The organism is Pseudomonas sp. FP2335 (genome assembly GCF_030687535.1).
Lineage (GTDB): Bacteria > Pseudomonadota > Gammaproteobacteria > Pseudomonadales > Pseudomonadaceae > Aquipseudomonas.
Map to the genome: position 1 here is coordinate 5,470,997 of NZ_CP117437.1, position 15,014 is coordinate 5,486,010.

14 protein-coding genes are annotated in these 15,014 nt (G+C 61.9%); 6 read left to right on the top strand and 8 right to left on the bottom strand.

Annotated features, from left to right (window positions below):
- Positions 1–44: 44 nt before the first annotated feature.
- The 5 genes from bioD to bioB all read right to left on the bottom strand — a co-directional run bounded on the left by bioD (position 45) and on the right by bioB (position 4,640).
- Positions 45–722, bottom strand: coding sequence for a dethiobiotin synthase (bioD, locus tag PSH81_RS24715; protein WP_192299829.1), 678 nt, complete (start codon positions 720–722; stop codon positions 45–47).
- Positions 719–1,531 carry a malonyl-ACP O-methyltransferase BioC gene (bioC, locus tag PSH81_RS24720; RefSeq protein WP_192299830.1) on the bottom strand — a complete coding sequence of 271 codons (813 nt, stop codon included), beginning with the start codon at positions 1,529–1,531 and terminating at the stop codon, positions 719–721. The genes bioD and bioC overlap by 4 nt, the downstream gene beginning before the upstream one ends.
- Positions 1,524–2,255: an alpha/beta fold hydrolase gene (locus PSH81_RS24725; protein WP_226454473.1), complete on the bottom strand. Its 732-nt coding sequence runs from the start codon at positions 2,253–2,255 to the stop codon at positions 1,524–1,526. The genes bioC and PSH81_RS24725 overlap by 8 nt, the downstream gene beginning before the upstream one ends.
- Positions 2,248–3,429, bottom strand: coding sequence for an 8-amino-7-oxononanoate synthase (gene bioF, locus PSH81_RS24730; protein ID WP_305391636.1), 1,182 nt, complete (start codon positions 3,427–3,429; stop codon positions 2,248–2,250). Before bioF ends, PSH81_RS24725 begins: the two co-directional genes overlap by 8 nt.
- Positions 3,430–3,584: 155 nt before the next feature.
- Positions 3,585–4,640 (bottom strand): biotin synthase BioB, encoded by a 1,056-nt coding sequence (bioB, locus tag PSH81_RS24735; protein WP_192299833.1) that lies wholly within the window; start codon positions 4,638–4,640, stop codon positions 3,585–3,587.
- 92 nt (positions 4,641–4,732) lie between these two features.
- Between bioB and PSH81_RS24740 the strand changes: the two genes are divergently transcribed.
- The 5 genes from PSH81_RS24740 (at position 4,733) to rarD (ending at position 10,418) form a co-directional block, all read left to right on the top strand.
- Entirely contained in the window at positions 4,733–5,470 is a 738-nt protein-coding gene (locus PSH81_RS24740) for a ComF family protein (protein ID WP_305391637.1), read from the top strand.
- A gap of 58 nt (positions 5,471–5,528) precedes the next feature.
- Positions 5,529–6,293, top strand: a complete 765-nt coding sequence (locus tag PSH81_RS24745; protein ID WP_305391638.1) for a TOBE domain-containing protein — start codon at positions 5,529–5,531, stop codon at positions 6,291–6,293.
- 80 nt (positions 6,294–6,373) lie between these two features.
- The gene (locus PSH81_RS24750; RefSeq protein ID WP_305391639.1) at positions 6,374–8,272 is read left to right on the top strand and encodes a PhoX family phosphatase; all 1,899 of its coding nucleotides are present in this window, start codon (positions 6,374–6,376) and stop codon (positions 8,270–8,272) included.
- Positions 8,273–8,440: 168 nt separating this feature from the next.
- Positions 8,441–9,415: a serine/threonine protein kinase gene (locus tag PSH81_RS24755; RefSeq protein WP_305391640.1), complete on the top strand. Its 975-nt coding sequence runs from the start codon at positions 8,441–8,443 to the stop codon at positions 9,413–9,415.
- 118 nt (positions 9,416–9,533) lie between these two features.
- Positions 9,534–10,418, top strand: a complete 885-nt coding sequence (rarD, locus tag PSH81_RS24760; protein ID WP_226454477.1) for an EamA family transporter RarD — start codon at positions 9,534–9,536, stop codon at positions 10,416–10,418.
- A 223-nt stretch (positions 10,419–10,641) separates the two neighbouring features.
- Here the strand turns inward: rarD and PSH81_RS24765 are convergent, their stop codons facing one another.
- Complete coding sequence (locus tag PSH81_RS24765) at positions 10,642–11,154, bottom strand: glycine cleavage system protein R (RefSeq protein ID WP_305391641.1); 513 nt, start codon at positions 11,152–11,154, stop codon at positions 10,642–10,644.
- A 266-nt stretch (positions 11,155–11,420) separates the two neighbouring features.
- Here PSH81_RS24765 and PSH81_RS24770 point away from each other — a divergent pair, with 266 nt between their 5' ends.
- Positions 11,421–13,598: a malate synthase G gene (locus tag PSH81_RS24770; RefSeq protein WP_305391642.1), complete on the top strand. Its 2,178-nt coding sequence runs from the start codon at positions 11,421–11,423 to the stop codon at positions 13,596–13,598.
- A 48-nt stretch (positions 13,599–13,646) separates the two neighbouring features.
- On the opposite strand, the gene PSH81_RS24775 is transcribed toward PSH81_RS24770, so the two are convergent.
- Entirely contained in the window at positions 13,647–14,087 is a 441-nt protein-coding gene (locus tag PSH81_RS24775; RefSeq protein ID WP_305391643.1) for a hypothetical protein, read from the bottom strand.
- 249 nt (positions 14,088–14,336) lie between these two features.
- Positions 14,337–14,783 (bottom strand): response regulator, encoded by a 447-nt coding sequence (locus PSH81_RS24780; protein ID WP_305391644.1) that lies wholly within the window; start codon positions 14,781–14,783, stop codon positions 14,337–14,339.
- Between the last annotated feature and the right edge of the window lie 231 nt (positions 14,784–15,014).

Genomic DNA, 15,014 nt, shown 5'->3' on the forward strand with positions numbered 1-15,014 from the left:
CCGTCAAAAACACTAATGGCACAATGCCTTAGTGATAGCCAAAATCAGTCAAGCAGATCCAATTGCAAGTACTCGGCCACCGCTTCAGCCCCGGCGTGCTTGAGCTTCGGCACACGCCCCAGGCACGGTGCAGGCAATCGCTCGGCCAGGGTGGCGAGGTTCTCTTCCAGACGGGAGGTCTTGGGATCGATGATATTCGCCACCCAGCCCGCCAGCGACAAACCGTCCCGGGCGATGGCCTCGGCAGTCAGCAAGGCATGACTGATGCACCCCAGGCGCACGCCCACCACCAGGATTACCGGCAGCTTCAGCGCAATGGCCAGGTCCGACAGGTTCGCCTGATCCGCCAGCGGCACGCGCCAACCGCCCGCGCCCTCGATCAGGGTGAAATCCGCATCCCGCGCCAGGATCTGCTGCATCGGCTTGAGCAACGCTTGCACCGTGAGCGCAACCCCCGCTTCGCGCGCCGCCAGATGGGGCGCGATGGCCGGCTCGAACGCCAGCGGGTTGACCTCGGCATAACTCAGCGGCAGCGAGCATTCGGCCAACAGCGCCAGTGCGTCGGCGTTGCGCAAGCCTTTGGGCGTGACCTGGCAACCAGAGGCCACCGGCTTACCGGCGGCAGTACTTTTTCCGGCTTGCCGGGCGGCGTGCAACAGGCCGGCGGCGATGGTGGTCTTGCCAACATCCGTATCGGTACCGGTGACAAAATAGGCGCTCATAGCGGTTTCTCCAGTACGGCGTACACCACTTGATACGTGGCGGGCAGGCCCTGGGCCTGACGGAACTGCTCGTAAGCGTCCACCAGTGCAACAATCCGCGCGCGCCCCGTCAACCCTCCCGGCCGGCCGGGGTTGAGGTTATGGGCGCCCAACGCCTTCAACTCATGGGTCAGGCTACGTACATCCGGGTAGTGCAGCACATGGGGCTGGCGCTCCAGGCTCACCACCCGCAGGCCGCTGGCCGCGCACAATTGCTGATACATCTCGAAAGTGCGGAAACGGTTGACGTGAACCATACCGTCCGCCGCCCGCCAGCTTTCGCGCAGCTCATCCAGGGTGCCCACGCACAGGCTGGCGAACGCCAACACGCCACCGGGTTGCAGCACGCGATAAGCCTCGCTGAGCACCGCGCCGAAATTCGCACACCATTGCACCGCGAGGGAGGTGAAGAGCAGCCCCACGCTTTCAGCTTTAAGCGGCAAGCGCTCGGCATCACCTGCGATGAAGTGCTGTGCGCCACCCAGGGGCCGCGCGTGGTTGAGCATGCCTTCGGCGATGTCCAACGCAATGCCCTGGCTGGCGGGCAGGCGCGCGCCCAGCACACGGCTGAAATACCCGGTGCCGCACCCCATATCCAACCAGCGTTGCGGTGCAATACCGGCCGGCACACGTGCCAGCAATTCAGCGCCGACAGCCCGCTGCAACTCGGCAACGCTGTCATAGCTGGCCGCCGCACGGGAAAACGACGCCGCCACCTGGCGCTTGTCCGGCAGGGCACCCGGCAACGGGGCGTGGGATAAATCAGTCATCAGCGCACTCATGCAAAAAAGCCTGGATGGCCCCCGCCACACCGTGGGGGTCCTCCAGAAGAAAAGCGTGACCAGCCTGTTCAATCAGGCCGATTTCAACATCGGGCAGCAAGCTCAGCAGGTCGCTCGCGGCTTCGGCGGGCACCAGTTCGTCGCCCCCGGCAAACAGGTGCATCTGCGGGCCCCGATAGGCCAGCAAGGCGTCGCGGGTGTCGAGTCGGGCAAGCAATTCAAGGCCGCTCATCAACGCCCGGGGCGGAGTGTTCGGCGCCCCGCCCACCAGCAAACGCGCCAGCCCACGCGGGTCGGCGGCGCCCTTGGCACACAACAGGCCGAAGCGTTTCAGGGTGACTTGGGAATCGGCATGACAACCGGCGAGGAAGGCGTCGAAGGTCTCGGCAGGCATCGCACTCGGCCAACCGTCATGGGCGACAAAACAGGGGTTGCTCGCCAGGGTCAGCAAGCCGCAGCAGCGTTCGCCACGTCGTGCCGCCAGTTCCGCAGCAAGCATGCCGCCGAGGGACCAGCCGCCCAGCCAGGCGTCGTCCGGCAGCGTCGCGTCGAGTTCATCGAGCCATTCGTCCAGGTCGCTGGCGTCCAGCGTCGGCAACGGTTCGATCTGCACCCGCAGGTGTTCGTCCAGACCGTGCAAGGCGGCGGCCAACGGCTCCAGCGGCGATACGCCGAGGCCCCAGCCAGGCAACAAAATCAGTCGATCACGCATGGTCGGGCTCCGTGGCGCCTAACAAGCGGAAACACTCTTCCAATCCGCTCAACAATAGCTGCACCTGCGCCTCGGTGTGGGCCGCCGTTAACGTCACGCGCAAACGTGCGCTGCCAGCGGGTACGGTGGGCGGGCGGATCGCCGTGACCATCAGGCCACGCTCGCGCAGCATCTGCGACAGGCGCACGGCCTTGGCGCTGCTACCGACCAGGATCGGCTGGATCGGCGTAAAACTCGCCATCAAATCCAGGCCAAGCTGCTCGGCGCCCCGGCGGAACTGGCGGATCAGGCCGTCGAGGTGCTCGCGCCGCCAATGCTCGGTGCGCAGCAACTCCAGGCTTTTCAAGGTCGCACAGGCCAGCGCCGGGGGCTGGCTGGTGGTGTAGATATACGGGCGCGCAAACTGGATCAGGCTTTCGATCAGCTCTTCGCTGCCCGCCACAAAGGCGCCCGCCGTACCGAAGGCTTTACCGAGGGTGCCGACCAGTACCGGCACGTCCTCCTGGCTCAAGCCGAAATGCTCGACGATCCCACCACCATTGGCGCCCAACGGGCCAAAACCGTGGGCATCATCCACCATCAGCCAGGCGCCTTTTGCGCGGGCTTCACGGGCCAGCGCGGGCAAGTCGGCCAGGTCGCCGTCCATGCTGAACACGCCGTCGGTGACCACCAGCGTGTTGCCAGTGGCCTTTTCCAGACGCTTGGCCAGGCTTTCGGCGTCGTTATGCAGGTAGCGATTGAAACGCGCACCGGACAGCAAGCCGGCATCCAGCAGCGAGGCGTGGTTGAGCCGGTCTTCCAGCACCGTATCGCCCTGCCCCACCAACGCCGTGACTGCGCCGAGGTTGGCCATGTAGCCGGTGGTAAACAGCAATGCGCGCGGGCGCCCGGTGAGGTCGGCCAGGGCTTCTTCCAGCTCGTGGTGCGGCGTGGCATGCCCGACCACCAGGTGCGACGCGCCACCGCCGACACCCCAACGGGACGCACCGGCGCGCCAGGCTTCAATCACTTGCGGGTGATTGGCCAGGCCCAGGTAATCGTTGTTACAGAACGCCAGCAGCGGTTGGCCGTCGACCACCACTTGCGGGCCTTGGGGGCTTTCCAGCAGCGGGCGTTGGCGATAAAGGTGCTCGGCACGGCGGGCAGCGAGGCGCGCGGAGAGATCGAAAGACATGCAGGCCTCGATTAAACAGACTGAACACGGTCTCAATGTGGGAGCTGGCTTGCCTGCGATGACGGCGGCACATTCAGCATCAATGTGTCTGAACGGCCGCTATCGCAGGCAAGCCAGCTTCCACAATGGATTGCATTCCAATAGAGAGATGGGCGTCAAACCACCGCGTTGTAGAACTGCTCGCTGCTTTTTTGCTCAACCAGTGCCTGTTCGATCGCCGCCTGATGCACTTCATCGGCGTGCTCTTCGCGGGCTTCGGGCAAGATCCCCAGGCGCGCGAACAGTTGCATGTCCTTATCCGCCTGCGGGTTGGCAGTGGTCAGCAATTTGTCGCCGTAGAAGATCGAGTTGGCACCGGCAAAAAACGCCAGGGCCTGCATCTGCTCGTTCATCGCTTCGCGGCCGGCCGACAGGCGCACGTGGGACTGCGGCATCAGGATGCGCGCCACGGCCAGCATGCGGATGAAGTCGAATGGGTCGATGTCCTCGGCATTCTCCAGCGGCGTACCGGCCACCTTCACCAGCATGTTGATCGGCACCGACTCCGGATGCTCCGGCAGGTTGGCCAGCTGGATCAGCAGGTTGGCGCGGTCATCCAGCGACTCGCCCATGCCAAGGATACCGCCAGAGCAGATCTTCATCCCCGACTCACGCACATAGGCCAGGGTTTGCAGGCGCTCGCTGTAGGTGCGGGTGGTGATGATCGAACCGTAGAACTCCGGCGACGTATCCAGGTTGTGGTTGTAGTAATCGAGACCGGCCTGGGCCAGGGCTGCGGTCTGGTCCTGGTCGAGGCGGCCGAGGGTCATGCAGGTTTCCAGGCCCATGGCCTTCACGCCTTTGACCATCTGCAGCACGTAGGGCATGTCTTTGGCCGACGGGTGCTTCCACGCGGCGCCCATGCAGAAGCGGGTCGAACCGATGGCCTTGGCGCGGGCGGCCTCTTCGAGGACCTTCTGCACTTCCATCAGCTTTTCTTTTTCCAGGCCGGTGTTGTAGTGGCCCGACTGCGGACAATATTTGCAATCTTCCGGGCAAGCACCGGTCTTGATCGACAGCAAGGTCGACACCTGCACACGGTTCGCGTCGAAATGCGCGCGATGCACGGTCTGCGCCTGGAACAACAGGTCATTGAACGGCTGCACGAACAGCGCTTTGACTTCGGCGAGGGACCAATCGTGACGCAAGGTGGCGGTGGTGCTGGCGCTCATGGGCGATTCCTTGATTATGCTTGGGCAAGCGCTGTGGGAAGGGCAATACCCACAGACACGACACGGATGCTCGGCATATTTAAGGAAGATTCATGCACTGTCAACCTGACTACAAACACCAGGTTTACATCTGGTTAAAAAACGAACACACCTGTTTGATCTGCGATGAAGCGACGGAATCCGCCCATTGTGTGTGCAACGTCTGCGAAACCGAGCTGCCCTGGCTGTTGGAGCAGTGCGAGATTTGCGCCGTGCCCCTGCCGATGGACGGCCTGGTTTGCGCACAATGTTTCAAACAGCCACCGGCGTTTAAACATGTGATCGCGCCCTGGACCTTCAGCTTTCCGGTCGACAGCCTGATCAGCCGCTTCAAGCACCAGGCACGCTGGCCGCTCGGCCACCTGCTCGCGCGCTTGCTCGCCCAGCACCTGCAACACCGCTTCGACAACGCCGAACTCCCGCGCCCCGACTGCCTGCTGCCGGTGCCCATGGCGCGCAAACGCCAGCGTGAACGCGGCTTTAACCAGGCACTGATGCTGGCGCGGTGGCTGAGCCACGACCTCGACATCGCACTGGATGAACATGTGCTGCTGCGGCCCCAGGAAACCGTCGCGCAGCAAGCCCTTGACGCCAAACAGCGCAAACGCAACTTGCTCAAGGCCTTCGCCGTGGCCGCCAATGCCGAGGTGACGGGTCGCCACTTCGCCCTGGTCGACGACGTACTCACCACCGGCGCCACCGCCCACAGCCTTGCGCGCCTGTTGATCAACGCCGGTGCGCGGCAAGTCGATGTGTATTGCCTGGCCCGCACGCCCAAACCGGGGGCCTGACTTGACGCAAGCGCGCCTTGCCCGCAACGTTCTGTTTATCTCATCCAAGCGTATCGCCATGTCTCTGCCAGCCTCCCTCAGCCAACACATCATCCGCCGCCCCCAGCGCATTGCCTTGCTGGGACATATCGCCGAACAGGGTTCGATTACCCGCGCAGCGAAAAGCGCCGGTTTGAGCTACAAAGCCGCCTGGGACGCCATCGACGAACTGAACAACCTCGCGCAAAAACCGCTGGTGGAGCGCAGCGTCGGCGGCAAGGGCGGCGGCGGGGCCAGGCTGACGGCAGAGGGCGAGCGGGTCCTGCGCCTCTACCAGCGCCTGCAAGTGCTGCAAGCCGAACTGCTCGGTTCGGATGAAGCCGCCAGTGACTTCAACCTGCTTGGCCGCTTGATGCTGCGCACCAGCGCGCGCAACCAGTTGCACGGCCAGGTCATGGCGATTGAGAGCCATGGCCGCAACGACCTGATCCGCCTGCAACTCGCTGGTGGCCTGACGCTGCAAGCGCAGATCACCCACGACAGCACGCAACGGCTGGAACTGGAAAGCGGCGTGGAAGTGGTCGCGCTGATCAAGGCCGGCTGGCTGGAATTGCTGGGGCCCGGGTCCTCTGCAACACCTGGACACAATTGCATGAGCGGCAGGATCGAGGCGATTCTCGACGCTGAAGACGGCCCCAGCGAAGTGCGTATCACCCTGCCCAACGGCCAGGTTTTATGCGCCCTGGCGCCGCCCGGCAAGCTCATGGCCCTGGGCGCCGCCGAAGGCCAGACGATCCGTGTGCAATTCGCCCCGAGCAATGTGCTGCTGGGCACACCGGTATAGGCGACGGCCATCCTCAAACTGCAACAATTTCGTCACGCGCGCTCCTTAAGGTGTCTGCAAAAACCGCAGGGAGCCTGACGATGAGCCTATTAGAAGAAAACCAAGCCACCGACCTCGAACAGATGGTCGGCCTCACCCGCCGCCGCTTTATCGGCGCCGGTGCCCTGTGCGGTGCCGCGATGTTCCTCGGTGGCAACCTGTTGAGCCGCAGCGCGATGGCCGTCAACGCCGCAAGCGCCAGCCCGTTGCTGGGTTTCACCAGCATCGCCGCCGCCACCAGCGACGCCATTACCTTGCCGCCGGGCTATAGCGCCTCGGTGCTGATCAGTTGGGGCCAGCCGCTGAGCAAGAGCGCACCGGCGTTCAACCCGTCCGGCAACGGCACGGCCCTGGCCCAGGAGCAGCAGTTCGGCGACCACAACGACGGCATGAGCCTGTTCGCCTTCCCCGGCGACGACAACCGTGCGCTCATGGCGATCAACAACGAATACACCAACTACCGCTACCTCTTCGCCCACGGCGGTGCGCCGCAATCGGCCGAGGACGTGCGCAAGGCCCAGGCCAGCGAAGGCGTGTCGGTGATCGAAGTGCGGCGCCAGGGCGATACCTGGCAGTTCGTGCAGGACTCGCGCTACAACCGGCGCATCCACGGCAACTCGCCGATCCGCCTGAGCGGCCCCGCCGCCGGCCACGCCTGGCTGAAAACCGGCGCCGACAAGAGCGGCACAAAGGCCCTTGGCACGTTCCAGAACTGCGCCAACGGCAAAACGCCATGGGGTACTTATCTGACCTGTGAAGAGAACTTCACCGACTGCTTCGGCAGCACCAACCCACAACAAACCTTCGATGCCGGGCAAAAGCGCTATGGCGCCGTGGCCGCCAGCAAAGACATCAACTGGCACCAGCACGACCCGCGCTTTGACCTCGCCAAGAACCCCAACGAACTCAATCGCCACGGCTGGGTAGTGGAAATCGACCCGTTCGATCCCAAGTCCACCCCGGTCAAGCGCACTGCCCTTGGCCGCTTCAAGCACGAAAACGCCGCGCTGGCCGAAACCCGCGACGGCCGCGCCGTGGTGTACATGGGCGACGACGAGCGTGGCGAGTTCATCTACAAATTCGTCAGCCGCGACAAGATCAACCACAAGAACCCCAAGGCCAACAAAGACCTGCTCGACCACGGCACCTTGTACGTGGCGATTTTCGACGCCGGCGACGGCAACGCCGACCATCCCAAGGGCAAAGGCCAATGGGTCGAGCTGACTTTCGGCAAGAACGGCATCGACGCCAGCACAGGTTTCACCAGCCAGGCCGAGGTGCTGATCCACGCACGCCTCGCCGCCAGCGTGGTGAAAGCCACACGCATGGACCGCCCGGAATGGATCGTGGTCAGCCCCACCGATGGCCAGGTGTATTGCACCCTGACCAACAACGCCAAGCGCGGCGAAGACGGCCAGCCGGTGGGCGGGCCCAACCCGCGCGAGAAAAACGTCTACGGCCAGATCCTGCGCTGGAAGGCCGACGCCGATAACCACGGCGCCGCCACGTTCAGCTGGGACTTGTTTGTGGTGGCCGGCAACCCGGGTGTACACGCCGGCACACCTAAGGGCGGCTCGTCCAATATCAACCCGCAGAACATGTTCAACAGTCCTGATGGCTTGGGTTTCGACAAGGCTGGGCGCCTGTGGATTCTTACCGACGGCGACTACAGCAACACGGGCGACTTCGCGGGCATGGGCAATAACCAGATGCTGTGTGCCGACCCGGCCACTGGGGAAATCCGCCGCTTCATGGTAGGACCGGTGGCATGTGAGGTGACAGGCATCAGCTTCTCGCCGGATCAGAAGACACTGTTTGTGGGGATTCAACATCCGGGGGAAACCGGGGGCTCGACCTGGCCGGAGCATTTGCCGAACGGTAAACCACGCTCGTCGGTGATGGCGATTCGGCGGGATGATGGTGGCATCGTCGGCGCCTGATAAACCCTCTTCGCGAGCAAGCCCGCTCCCACAGTTGACCGAGTTCCAACATGAGAATGCGGTCGAATGTGGGAGCGGGCTTGCCCGCGAAGGCGTCCGCACAGTCACCACCTATCACTGTTACCATACCCGGCCGGACGCGGCGCCCTGCTGCGCGCAGGAGTTCGCATGGCCCATCCGTTTGAAACACTCACCCCTGATCTGGTCCTCGACGCCGTTGAAAGCATCGGTTTCCTCAGCGATGCCCGCGTACTGGCGCTCAACAGCTACGAAAACCGCGTGTATCAAGTCGGCATCGAAGATTCCGAGCCGCTGATCGCCAAGTTCTACCGCCCGCAGCGCTGGACCAACGAAGCGATCCTCGAAGAACACCGCTTCACCTTCGAACTGGCCGAGTGTGACGTGCCAGTGGTTGCACCCCTTATCCACAACGGCGAAAGCCTGTTCGAACACGAAGGTTTCCGCTTCACCCTGTTTCCCCGCCGTGGCGGCCGTGCGCCGGAGCCGGGCAACCTCGACCAACTGTATCGTCTAGGGCAACTGCTGGGCCGTTTGCATGCGGTGGGTTCCACCCGCCCGTTCGAACACCGTGAAGCCTTGGGTGTGAAGAACTTCGGCCACGACTCCCTCAACACCCTGCTCGAAGGCAACTTCATCCCCAAGAGCCTGCTGCCGGCCTACGAGTCCGTGGCCCGCGACCTGCTCAAGCGCGTGGAAGAGGTGTACAAGGCCACGCCGCACAAAAACATCCGTATGCACGGCGATTGCCACCCCGGCAACATGATGTGCCGTGACGAGATGTTCCACATCGTCGACCTGGATGACTGCCGCATGGGCCCGGCAGTGCAGGACCTGTGGATGATGCTTGCCGGTGATCGTCAGGAATGCCTGGGACAGTTGTCGGAATTGATGGACGGCTACCAGGAATTCCACGACTTCGACCCGCGCGAACTGGCGCTGATCGAACCGCTGCGCGCCTTGCGCCTGATGCATTACAGCGCCTGGCTGGCGCGGCGCTGGGATGACCCGGCGTTTCCCCACAGCTTCCCGTGGTTTGGCACTGAGCGGTATTGGGGGGACCAGGTGTTGGCATTGCGCGAGCAACTGTCGGCGTTGAACGAAGAACCCCTGAAACTCTTCTGACCCAACCCCTCTCCTTGTGGGAGCTGGCTTGTCGGGTCCCACAGAAAAGCACCGCCCATTGCCTGGCAAATGTACTTACAATCGCGCCTTTGTTAGCTGCCTAAGCAAGGATTCTGCAATGCACGCCGCCAACCCCCGCAAGGGGTACATCCTGGGCCTGAGCGCCTATGTCATCTGGGGTCTGTTCCCGCTCTACTTCAAAGCCATCGCCAGCGTCCCGGCCGCCGAAATCATCGTGCATCGCGTGTTGTGGTCGGCGCTGTTCGGCGGCTTGCTGCTGATGGTATGGAAGCACCCCGGCTGGTTCCGTGAACTGCGTGACAACCCCAAGCGCCTGGCGATCCTGGCCCTCAGCGGTTCGTTGATTGCGGGTAACTGGCTGACCTATGTGTGGTCGGTGAACAGCGGGCGCATGCTGGAAGCGAGCCTCGGTTACTACATCAACCCGCTGGTGAATGTGTTGCTGGGCATGCTGATCCTCGGCGAACGCCTGCGGCGCTTGCAGTGGGCGGCGGTCGGGCTGGCGGCAGTGGGTGTGGCACAGCAGGTGTGGCAGGTGGGCAGTTTGCCTTGGGTGTCGCTGGTGTTGGCGCTGACCTTCGGGTTCTACGGTTTGATCCGCAAACAGGCGCCGGTCAAGGCACTGCCGGGGCTGGTGGTGGAAACCTGGATGCTGGTGCCGATTGCCGTGGCGTGGTTGCTGTTCAACCCGACCGCCCACAGTGCACAGTTGGCGTTCTGGAGCACGTCCGAAGCCTGGTGGCTGGTGGCCGCTGGCCCGGTAACGCTGATCCCGCTGGTGTGTTTCAACGCCGCCGCACGGCACCTGCCCTACACAGCCCTGGGCTTTTTGCAGTACGTCGCGCCGACCCTGGTGCTGCTGGAAGCGGTGCTGTTGTTCGGTGAACACCTGGCACCGAGCACGCTGATTGCCTTCGCGTTTATCTGGGCTGGCCTGGTGGTTTACAGCGTGGATGCGTGGCTGAGCGTGCGCAAACGCTGATCAAATAACGTACAAAACTCTGCAAGCCACAGCGGGCGTGGCTTGCAGACATCCACCCCAAGGTTATCCACAACCTGATCCCCGCCATTTGTGCACAAGCTTTTGAAATTGCTCGTTTTTTGCTCAAGCAGCGCAGAAGCCCGGCCGGCGTGGCCTGGCGCCGGGTCTCTACAGGTTATCCACAGGCCCATGCAAGATTTCCATGCATAACCCTGTGGGCAGATTATTCCTCGTGGTGCAGTTCCACCATCAAGTCGTCGGCCAGGGTTTCCAGGGAGAGCTGCAAGGTGTCCAGGGATAACGCTGCCGGCACCCGCAACAGCGCCTCGGCGGTAAACAGGGGGTCGCCGCTCATGGGCGCCGGGCGCACATCGGTGCTCAGGCTTTCCAGGTTCACCCCTTGCTTGCTCAACAGCGCGGTGATCTCACGCACGATGCCGGAACGGTCATTGCCCACTAGCGTCATCATGATGGATTTGGACGCCGCAGCTTGCCCGCTGCTGCCCTCACCCACCAGCACGCGAATGCCGTGTGTGGATAAGTCCTCCAGCGCGCCCACCAATGCCTGACGGTTTTCTGCAGGAACGCTGACCCGCAGGATCCCGGCAAACTGCCCGGCCATGTGCGCCATGCGGCTTTCCAGCCAGTTGCCGCCGTGGGCGGCGATGTTCTGTGCAATGCGTTCCACCAGGCCGGGTTTGTCGGCGGCGATGATTGTGAGTACAAGATGGTCCATGGCGATGCCCTCTGGAATTCAATCTACAAGGTGGACCCGGAAGCCCTTGATAACAAATCGTGTACCATTTTTATATTTATCTGGAACAATCCAATAGTTTTTTGAGAACATCCGGTTCTCCGCTGTGACCGTACGACCAAAGTGGGTCGCTAAACGACGTATTTAGTCTAATTTTCACAACCGCAAGTCATCATGTAGTATGCGCAACCTGGCACTACATAATGAAAATCTAAAAAGCGCTTAAGCTGTGCAGAGTGAGGCAAGCAATGACTGAACACGTTCAAGTCGGTGGCCTGCAGGTCGCCAAAGTCCTGTTCGACTTCGTGAACAACGAAGCCATTCCCGGCACCGGCATTACTGCCGAGCAGTTCTGGGCCGGTGCCGACAAGGTCATCCATGACCTGGCACCGAAGAACAAAGCCCTACTCGCCAAACGCGACGATTTCCAGGCGCGGATCGACACCTGGCACCAGAACCACGCGGGCCAGGCCCACGACCCGGTGGCCTACAAGGCCTTCCTGCAAGACATCGGATACCTGCTGCCAGAAGCCGCAGATTTCCAGGCCACGACCCAAAACGTCGACGACGAGATCGCCCGCATGGCCGGCCCGCAGCTGGTGGTGCCGGTGATGAACGCGCGTTTTGCCCTCAACGCATCGAATGCGCGTTGGGGCTCGCTGTATGACGCGCTGTATGGCACCGACGCCATCAGCGAAGCCGACGGCGCCGAAAAGGGCCAGGGCTACAACAAAGTGCGCGGCGACAAGGTGATTGCCTTCGCCCGCGCCTTCCTCGACGAAGCCGCACCGCTCAGCGCCGGCAGCCACGTCGACTCCACCGCTTACAAGATCGTGGATGGCAAGCTGATCGTCGGTCTCAAGGGCGGCAGCAACAGCGGCCTGCGCGACGATGCGCAACTGATCGGTTTCCACGGCGACGCGGCACAACCGACTGCCGTACTGTTGAAACACAACGGCCTGCACTTCGAAATCCAGATCGACGCCAGCACCCCGGTCGGCCAGACCGACGCCGCCGGTGTCAAAGACGTGCTGATGGAAGCCGCGCTGACCACCATCATGGACTGCGAAGACTCCGTCGCCGCCGTCGATGCCGATGACAAAGTCGTGATCTATCGCAACTGGCTCGGCCTGATGAAGGGCGACCTGGCCGAAGAAGTGGCCAAGGGCGGCAAGACCTTCACCCGCACCATGAATGCCGACCGCGTCTACACCGGCGTGAATGGCCAGGACGTAACCCTGCACGGCCGTTCGCTGTTGTTTGTGCGTAACGTGGGTCACCTGATGACCATCGACGCGATCCTCGACAAAGACGGCAACGAAGTACCGGAAGGCATCCTCGACGGGCTGATCACCAGCCTGGCCGCGATCCATAGCCTCAACGGCACCAGCACTCGCAAAAACAGCCGCACCGGCTCCGTGTACATCGTCAAACCGAAGATGCACGGCCCGGAAGAAGCCGCGTTCACCAACGAGCTGTTCGGTCGCATCGAAGAGGTGCTGAACCTGCCGCGCAACACCCTCAAAGTCGGGATCATGGACGAGGAGCGCCGTACCACGGTCAACCTCAAGGCCTGCATCAAGGCGGCCAGCGAGCGCGTGGTGTTTATCAACACCGGCTTCCTCGACCGTACCGGCGACGAAATCCACACCTCCATGGAAGCCGGCGCGATGGTGCGCAAGGCGGCGATGAAGGCGGAAAAATGGATTGGCGCGTACGAAAACTGGAACGTCGACATCGGCTTGAGCACCGGCCTGCAAGGCCGTGCGCAAATCGGCAAAGGCATGTGGGCGATGCCCGACCTGATGGCTTTGATGCTCGAACAGAAAATCGCCCACCCACTGGCCGGCGCCAACACCGCTTGGGTGCCGTCGCCGACTGCGGCTGCGCTGCACGCGTTGCACTACCACAAGGTCGACGTATTCGCCCGCCAGACCGAACTGGCCAAGCGCGAACGCGCGTCGGTGGACGACATCCTGAGCATTCCTCTGGCGACCAATACCGATTGGTCCGACGAAGAAATCCGTAATGAGCTGGACAACAACGCCCAGGGCATCCTCGGTTACGTGGTGCGCTGGATCGACCAGGGCGTCGGTTGCTCGAAAGTGCCGGACATCAACGATGTGGGCCTGATGGAAGACCGCGCCACCCTGCGCATTTCCAGCCAGCACATCGCCAACTGGCTGCGCCACGGCATCGTCAACGAAGCCCAGGTGCTGGAAAGCCTCAAGCGCATGGCGCCGGTGGTCGACCGTCAGAATGCCGGGGATAAGTTGTACCGCCCACTGGCACCGGATTTCGACAGCAACATCGCGTTCCAGGCAGCGGTGGAGTTGGTGATTGAAGGGACGAAGCAGCCGAATGGCTATACCGAGCCGGTGTTGCATCGTCGGCGTCGGGAGTTCAAGGCCAAGAATGGCCTGTAAATGAAAAAAGCCCTGGTCGAGAGACCGGGGCTTTTTCTTCAGGAGAGCTTAGGGAAAGAGGTACTTAAACTCGCCATCAACCGTCACTTCGTCAGTGCCGTTGCTAAATACTGCCCCCCTAATCTTCCCTGTAATCTCGGCGACTTCCTTATCGCCCTCTCCAGTGATCTTGACCAGCACCTCTAGCGTCCCTTTCAGAACGTGTGGGTAAGTATCAAATACTGACGCGTAAAACACTGCATTCCCAAGAGCCGTGAAGAGAAAGCTGTTTTGCCCTACCTGCAGACCGCCAGGGTACCTCCACCCCATGGCTACACCTGTTCCCTGGGATATTAAGGTTTGGCTAAATCCGCCGGAGACGCCTTCCGTTGTAAAAGAGTGGTTCTGGTTATTTAACGTGTAATGGATTTCTGCGTGGTTCAGCCCTGCTTTGACATCCGCGTAGGCAGCTTGAAACTCTTGCTGAGTAAGGTGCGGGGAGGTAACCATGATGAACTCCTGTCTACCAGTGGAGAAGTTTTCGGGAAAAGCTTCCACTACCAGTTAACACGCGCCACGCCTCTACTGCCTACTGTCAACATTGACAGCTATTACAAATCGCCGACTAACGGCGCCAGCTGCGCCACCCGACCTACTACCGACCTCGTGTCTGTGTCGTACCGTCAACGTCGGATTTGTGAACACAGTCAAAGGTGGGAGGGAGCTTGCCCCGATGCGGCCCACAAAGCTGCCACAAAATCAGGGCACCATCCCCAACTCCCGCTTCACCAGTTTCGCCAACTTCACGCTATCAATCGGCTTGAGCAAGAAGTCCACCACACTCAAATGCATCGCATCGATCACATCCAACGCTTCCGCGTCTCCCGACATGATGATGATCGGCAACGCCGCCCGCGTGGACTCGCGCACCTTGCGGATCAGTTCCAAACCGTTGCTAGGCGCCATGCGCAGATCGGTGATGAGCAGACCTATGGAACCGCTGGACTGCAACAATGCCCACGCCGCCTCGCCACTCTCGGCAGTCATGCAGCGAATGCCGTCCAGCCCGAGGATTTCCGCCAGCAGTTCACGGGCGTCCTTGTCATCATCGACGATCAACACCCGTTGCGGCGGTAAATCAGGCTCCAGCATCACGGCGCTCAGCGCCTCGCGCTCGGCATCACTCAAAATATCGTGGTCGGACATACGGTTCTCAGCAGTTCTCATCAATCTCCCAGCACACTCGTCAGACATCTGCGGAAGGGCGAACAATGTGCACTTCGTCGGAAAGTTTGCCTAGTGGGCGTTCTACGGGTTTTGCACAATCTTCATGTAGGGTTTTTCCCTAGGTTTACACCGACTCCCGGGACCTAGACTTACGTCCAATGGGCACCCGCCCCGCAGGAGCCGACCATGGAGGACGATAACGACAATAAA

Bases quoted from the DNA above. Each gene is read 5' to 3' on its own strand.
- PSH81_RS24765 (WP_305391641.1), bottom strand. From the start codon at position 11,154: ATGGACCATCTTGTACTCACAATCATCGCCGCCGACAAACCCGGCCTG.
- PSH81_RS24750 (WP_305391639.1), top strand. From the start codon at position 6,374: ATGAGCCTATTAGAAGAAAACCAAGCCACCGACCTCGAACAGATGGTC.
- rarD (WP_226454477.1), top strand. From the start codon at position 9,534: ATGCACGCCGCCAACCCCCGCAAGGGGTACATCCTGGGCCTGAGCGCC.
- bioC (WP_192299830.1), bottom strand. From the start codon at position 1,531: ATGACTGATTTATCCCACGCCCCGTTGCCGGGTGCCCTGCCGGACAAG.
- PSH81_RS24775 (WP_305391643.1), bottom strand. From the start codon at position 14,087: ATGGTTACCTCCCCGCACCTTACTCAGCAAGAGTTTCAAGCTGCCTAC.
- PSH81_RS24755 (WP_305391640.1), top strand. From the start codon at position 8,441: ATGGCCCATCCGTTTGAAACACTCACCCCTGATCTGGTCCTCGACGCC.
- bioF (WP_305391636.1), bottom strand. From the start codon at position 3,429: ATGTCTTTCGATCTCTCCGCGCGCCTCGCTGCCCGCCGTGCCGAGCAC.
- PSH81_RS24770 (WP_305391642.1), top strand. From the start codon at position 11,421: ATGACTGAACACGTTCAAGTCGGTGGCCTGCAGGTCGCCAAAGTCCTG.
- PSH81_RS24780 (WP_305391644.1), bottom strand. From the start codon at position 14,783: ATGTCCGACCACGATATTTTGAGTGATGCCGAGCGCGAGGCGCTGAGC.
- bioD (WP_192299829.1), bottom strand. From the start codon at position 722: ATGAGCGCCTATTTTGTCACCGGTACCGATACGGATGTTGGCAAGACC.
- PSH81_RS24725 (WP_226454473.1), bottom strand. From the start codon at position 2,255: ATGCGTGATCGACTGATTTTGTTGCCTGGCTGGGGCCTCGGCGTATCG.
- bioB (WP_192299833.1), bottom strand. From the start codon at position 4,640: ATGAGCGCCAGCACCACCGCCACCTTGCGTCACGATTGGTCCCTCGCC.
- PSH81_RS24740 (WP_305391637.1), top strand. From the start codon at position 4,733: ATGCACTGTCAACCTGACTACAAACACCAGGTTTACATCTGGTTAAAA.
- PSH81_RS24745 (WP_305391638.1), top strand. From the start codon at position 5,529: ATGTCTCTGCCAGCCTCCCTCAGCCAACACATCATCCGCCGCCCCCAG.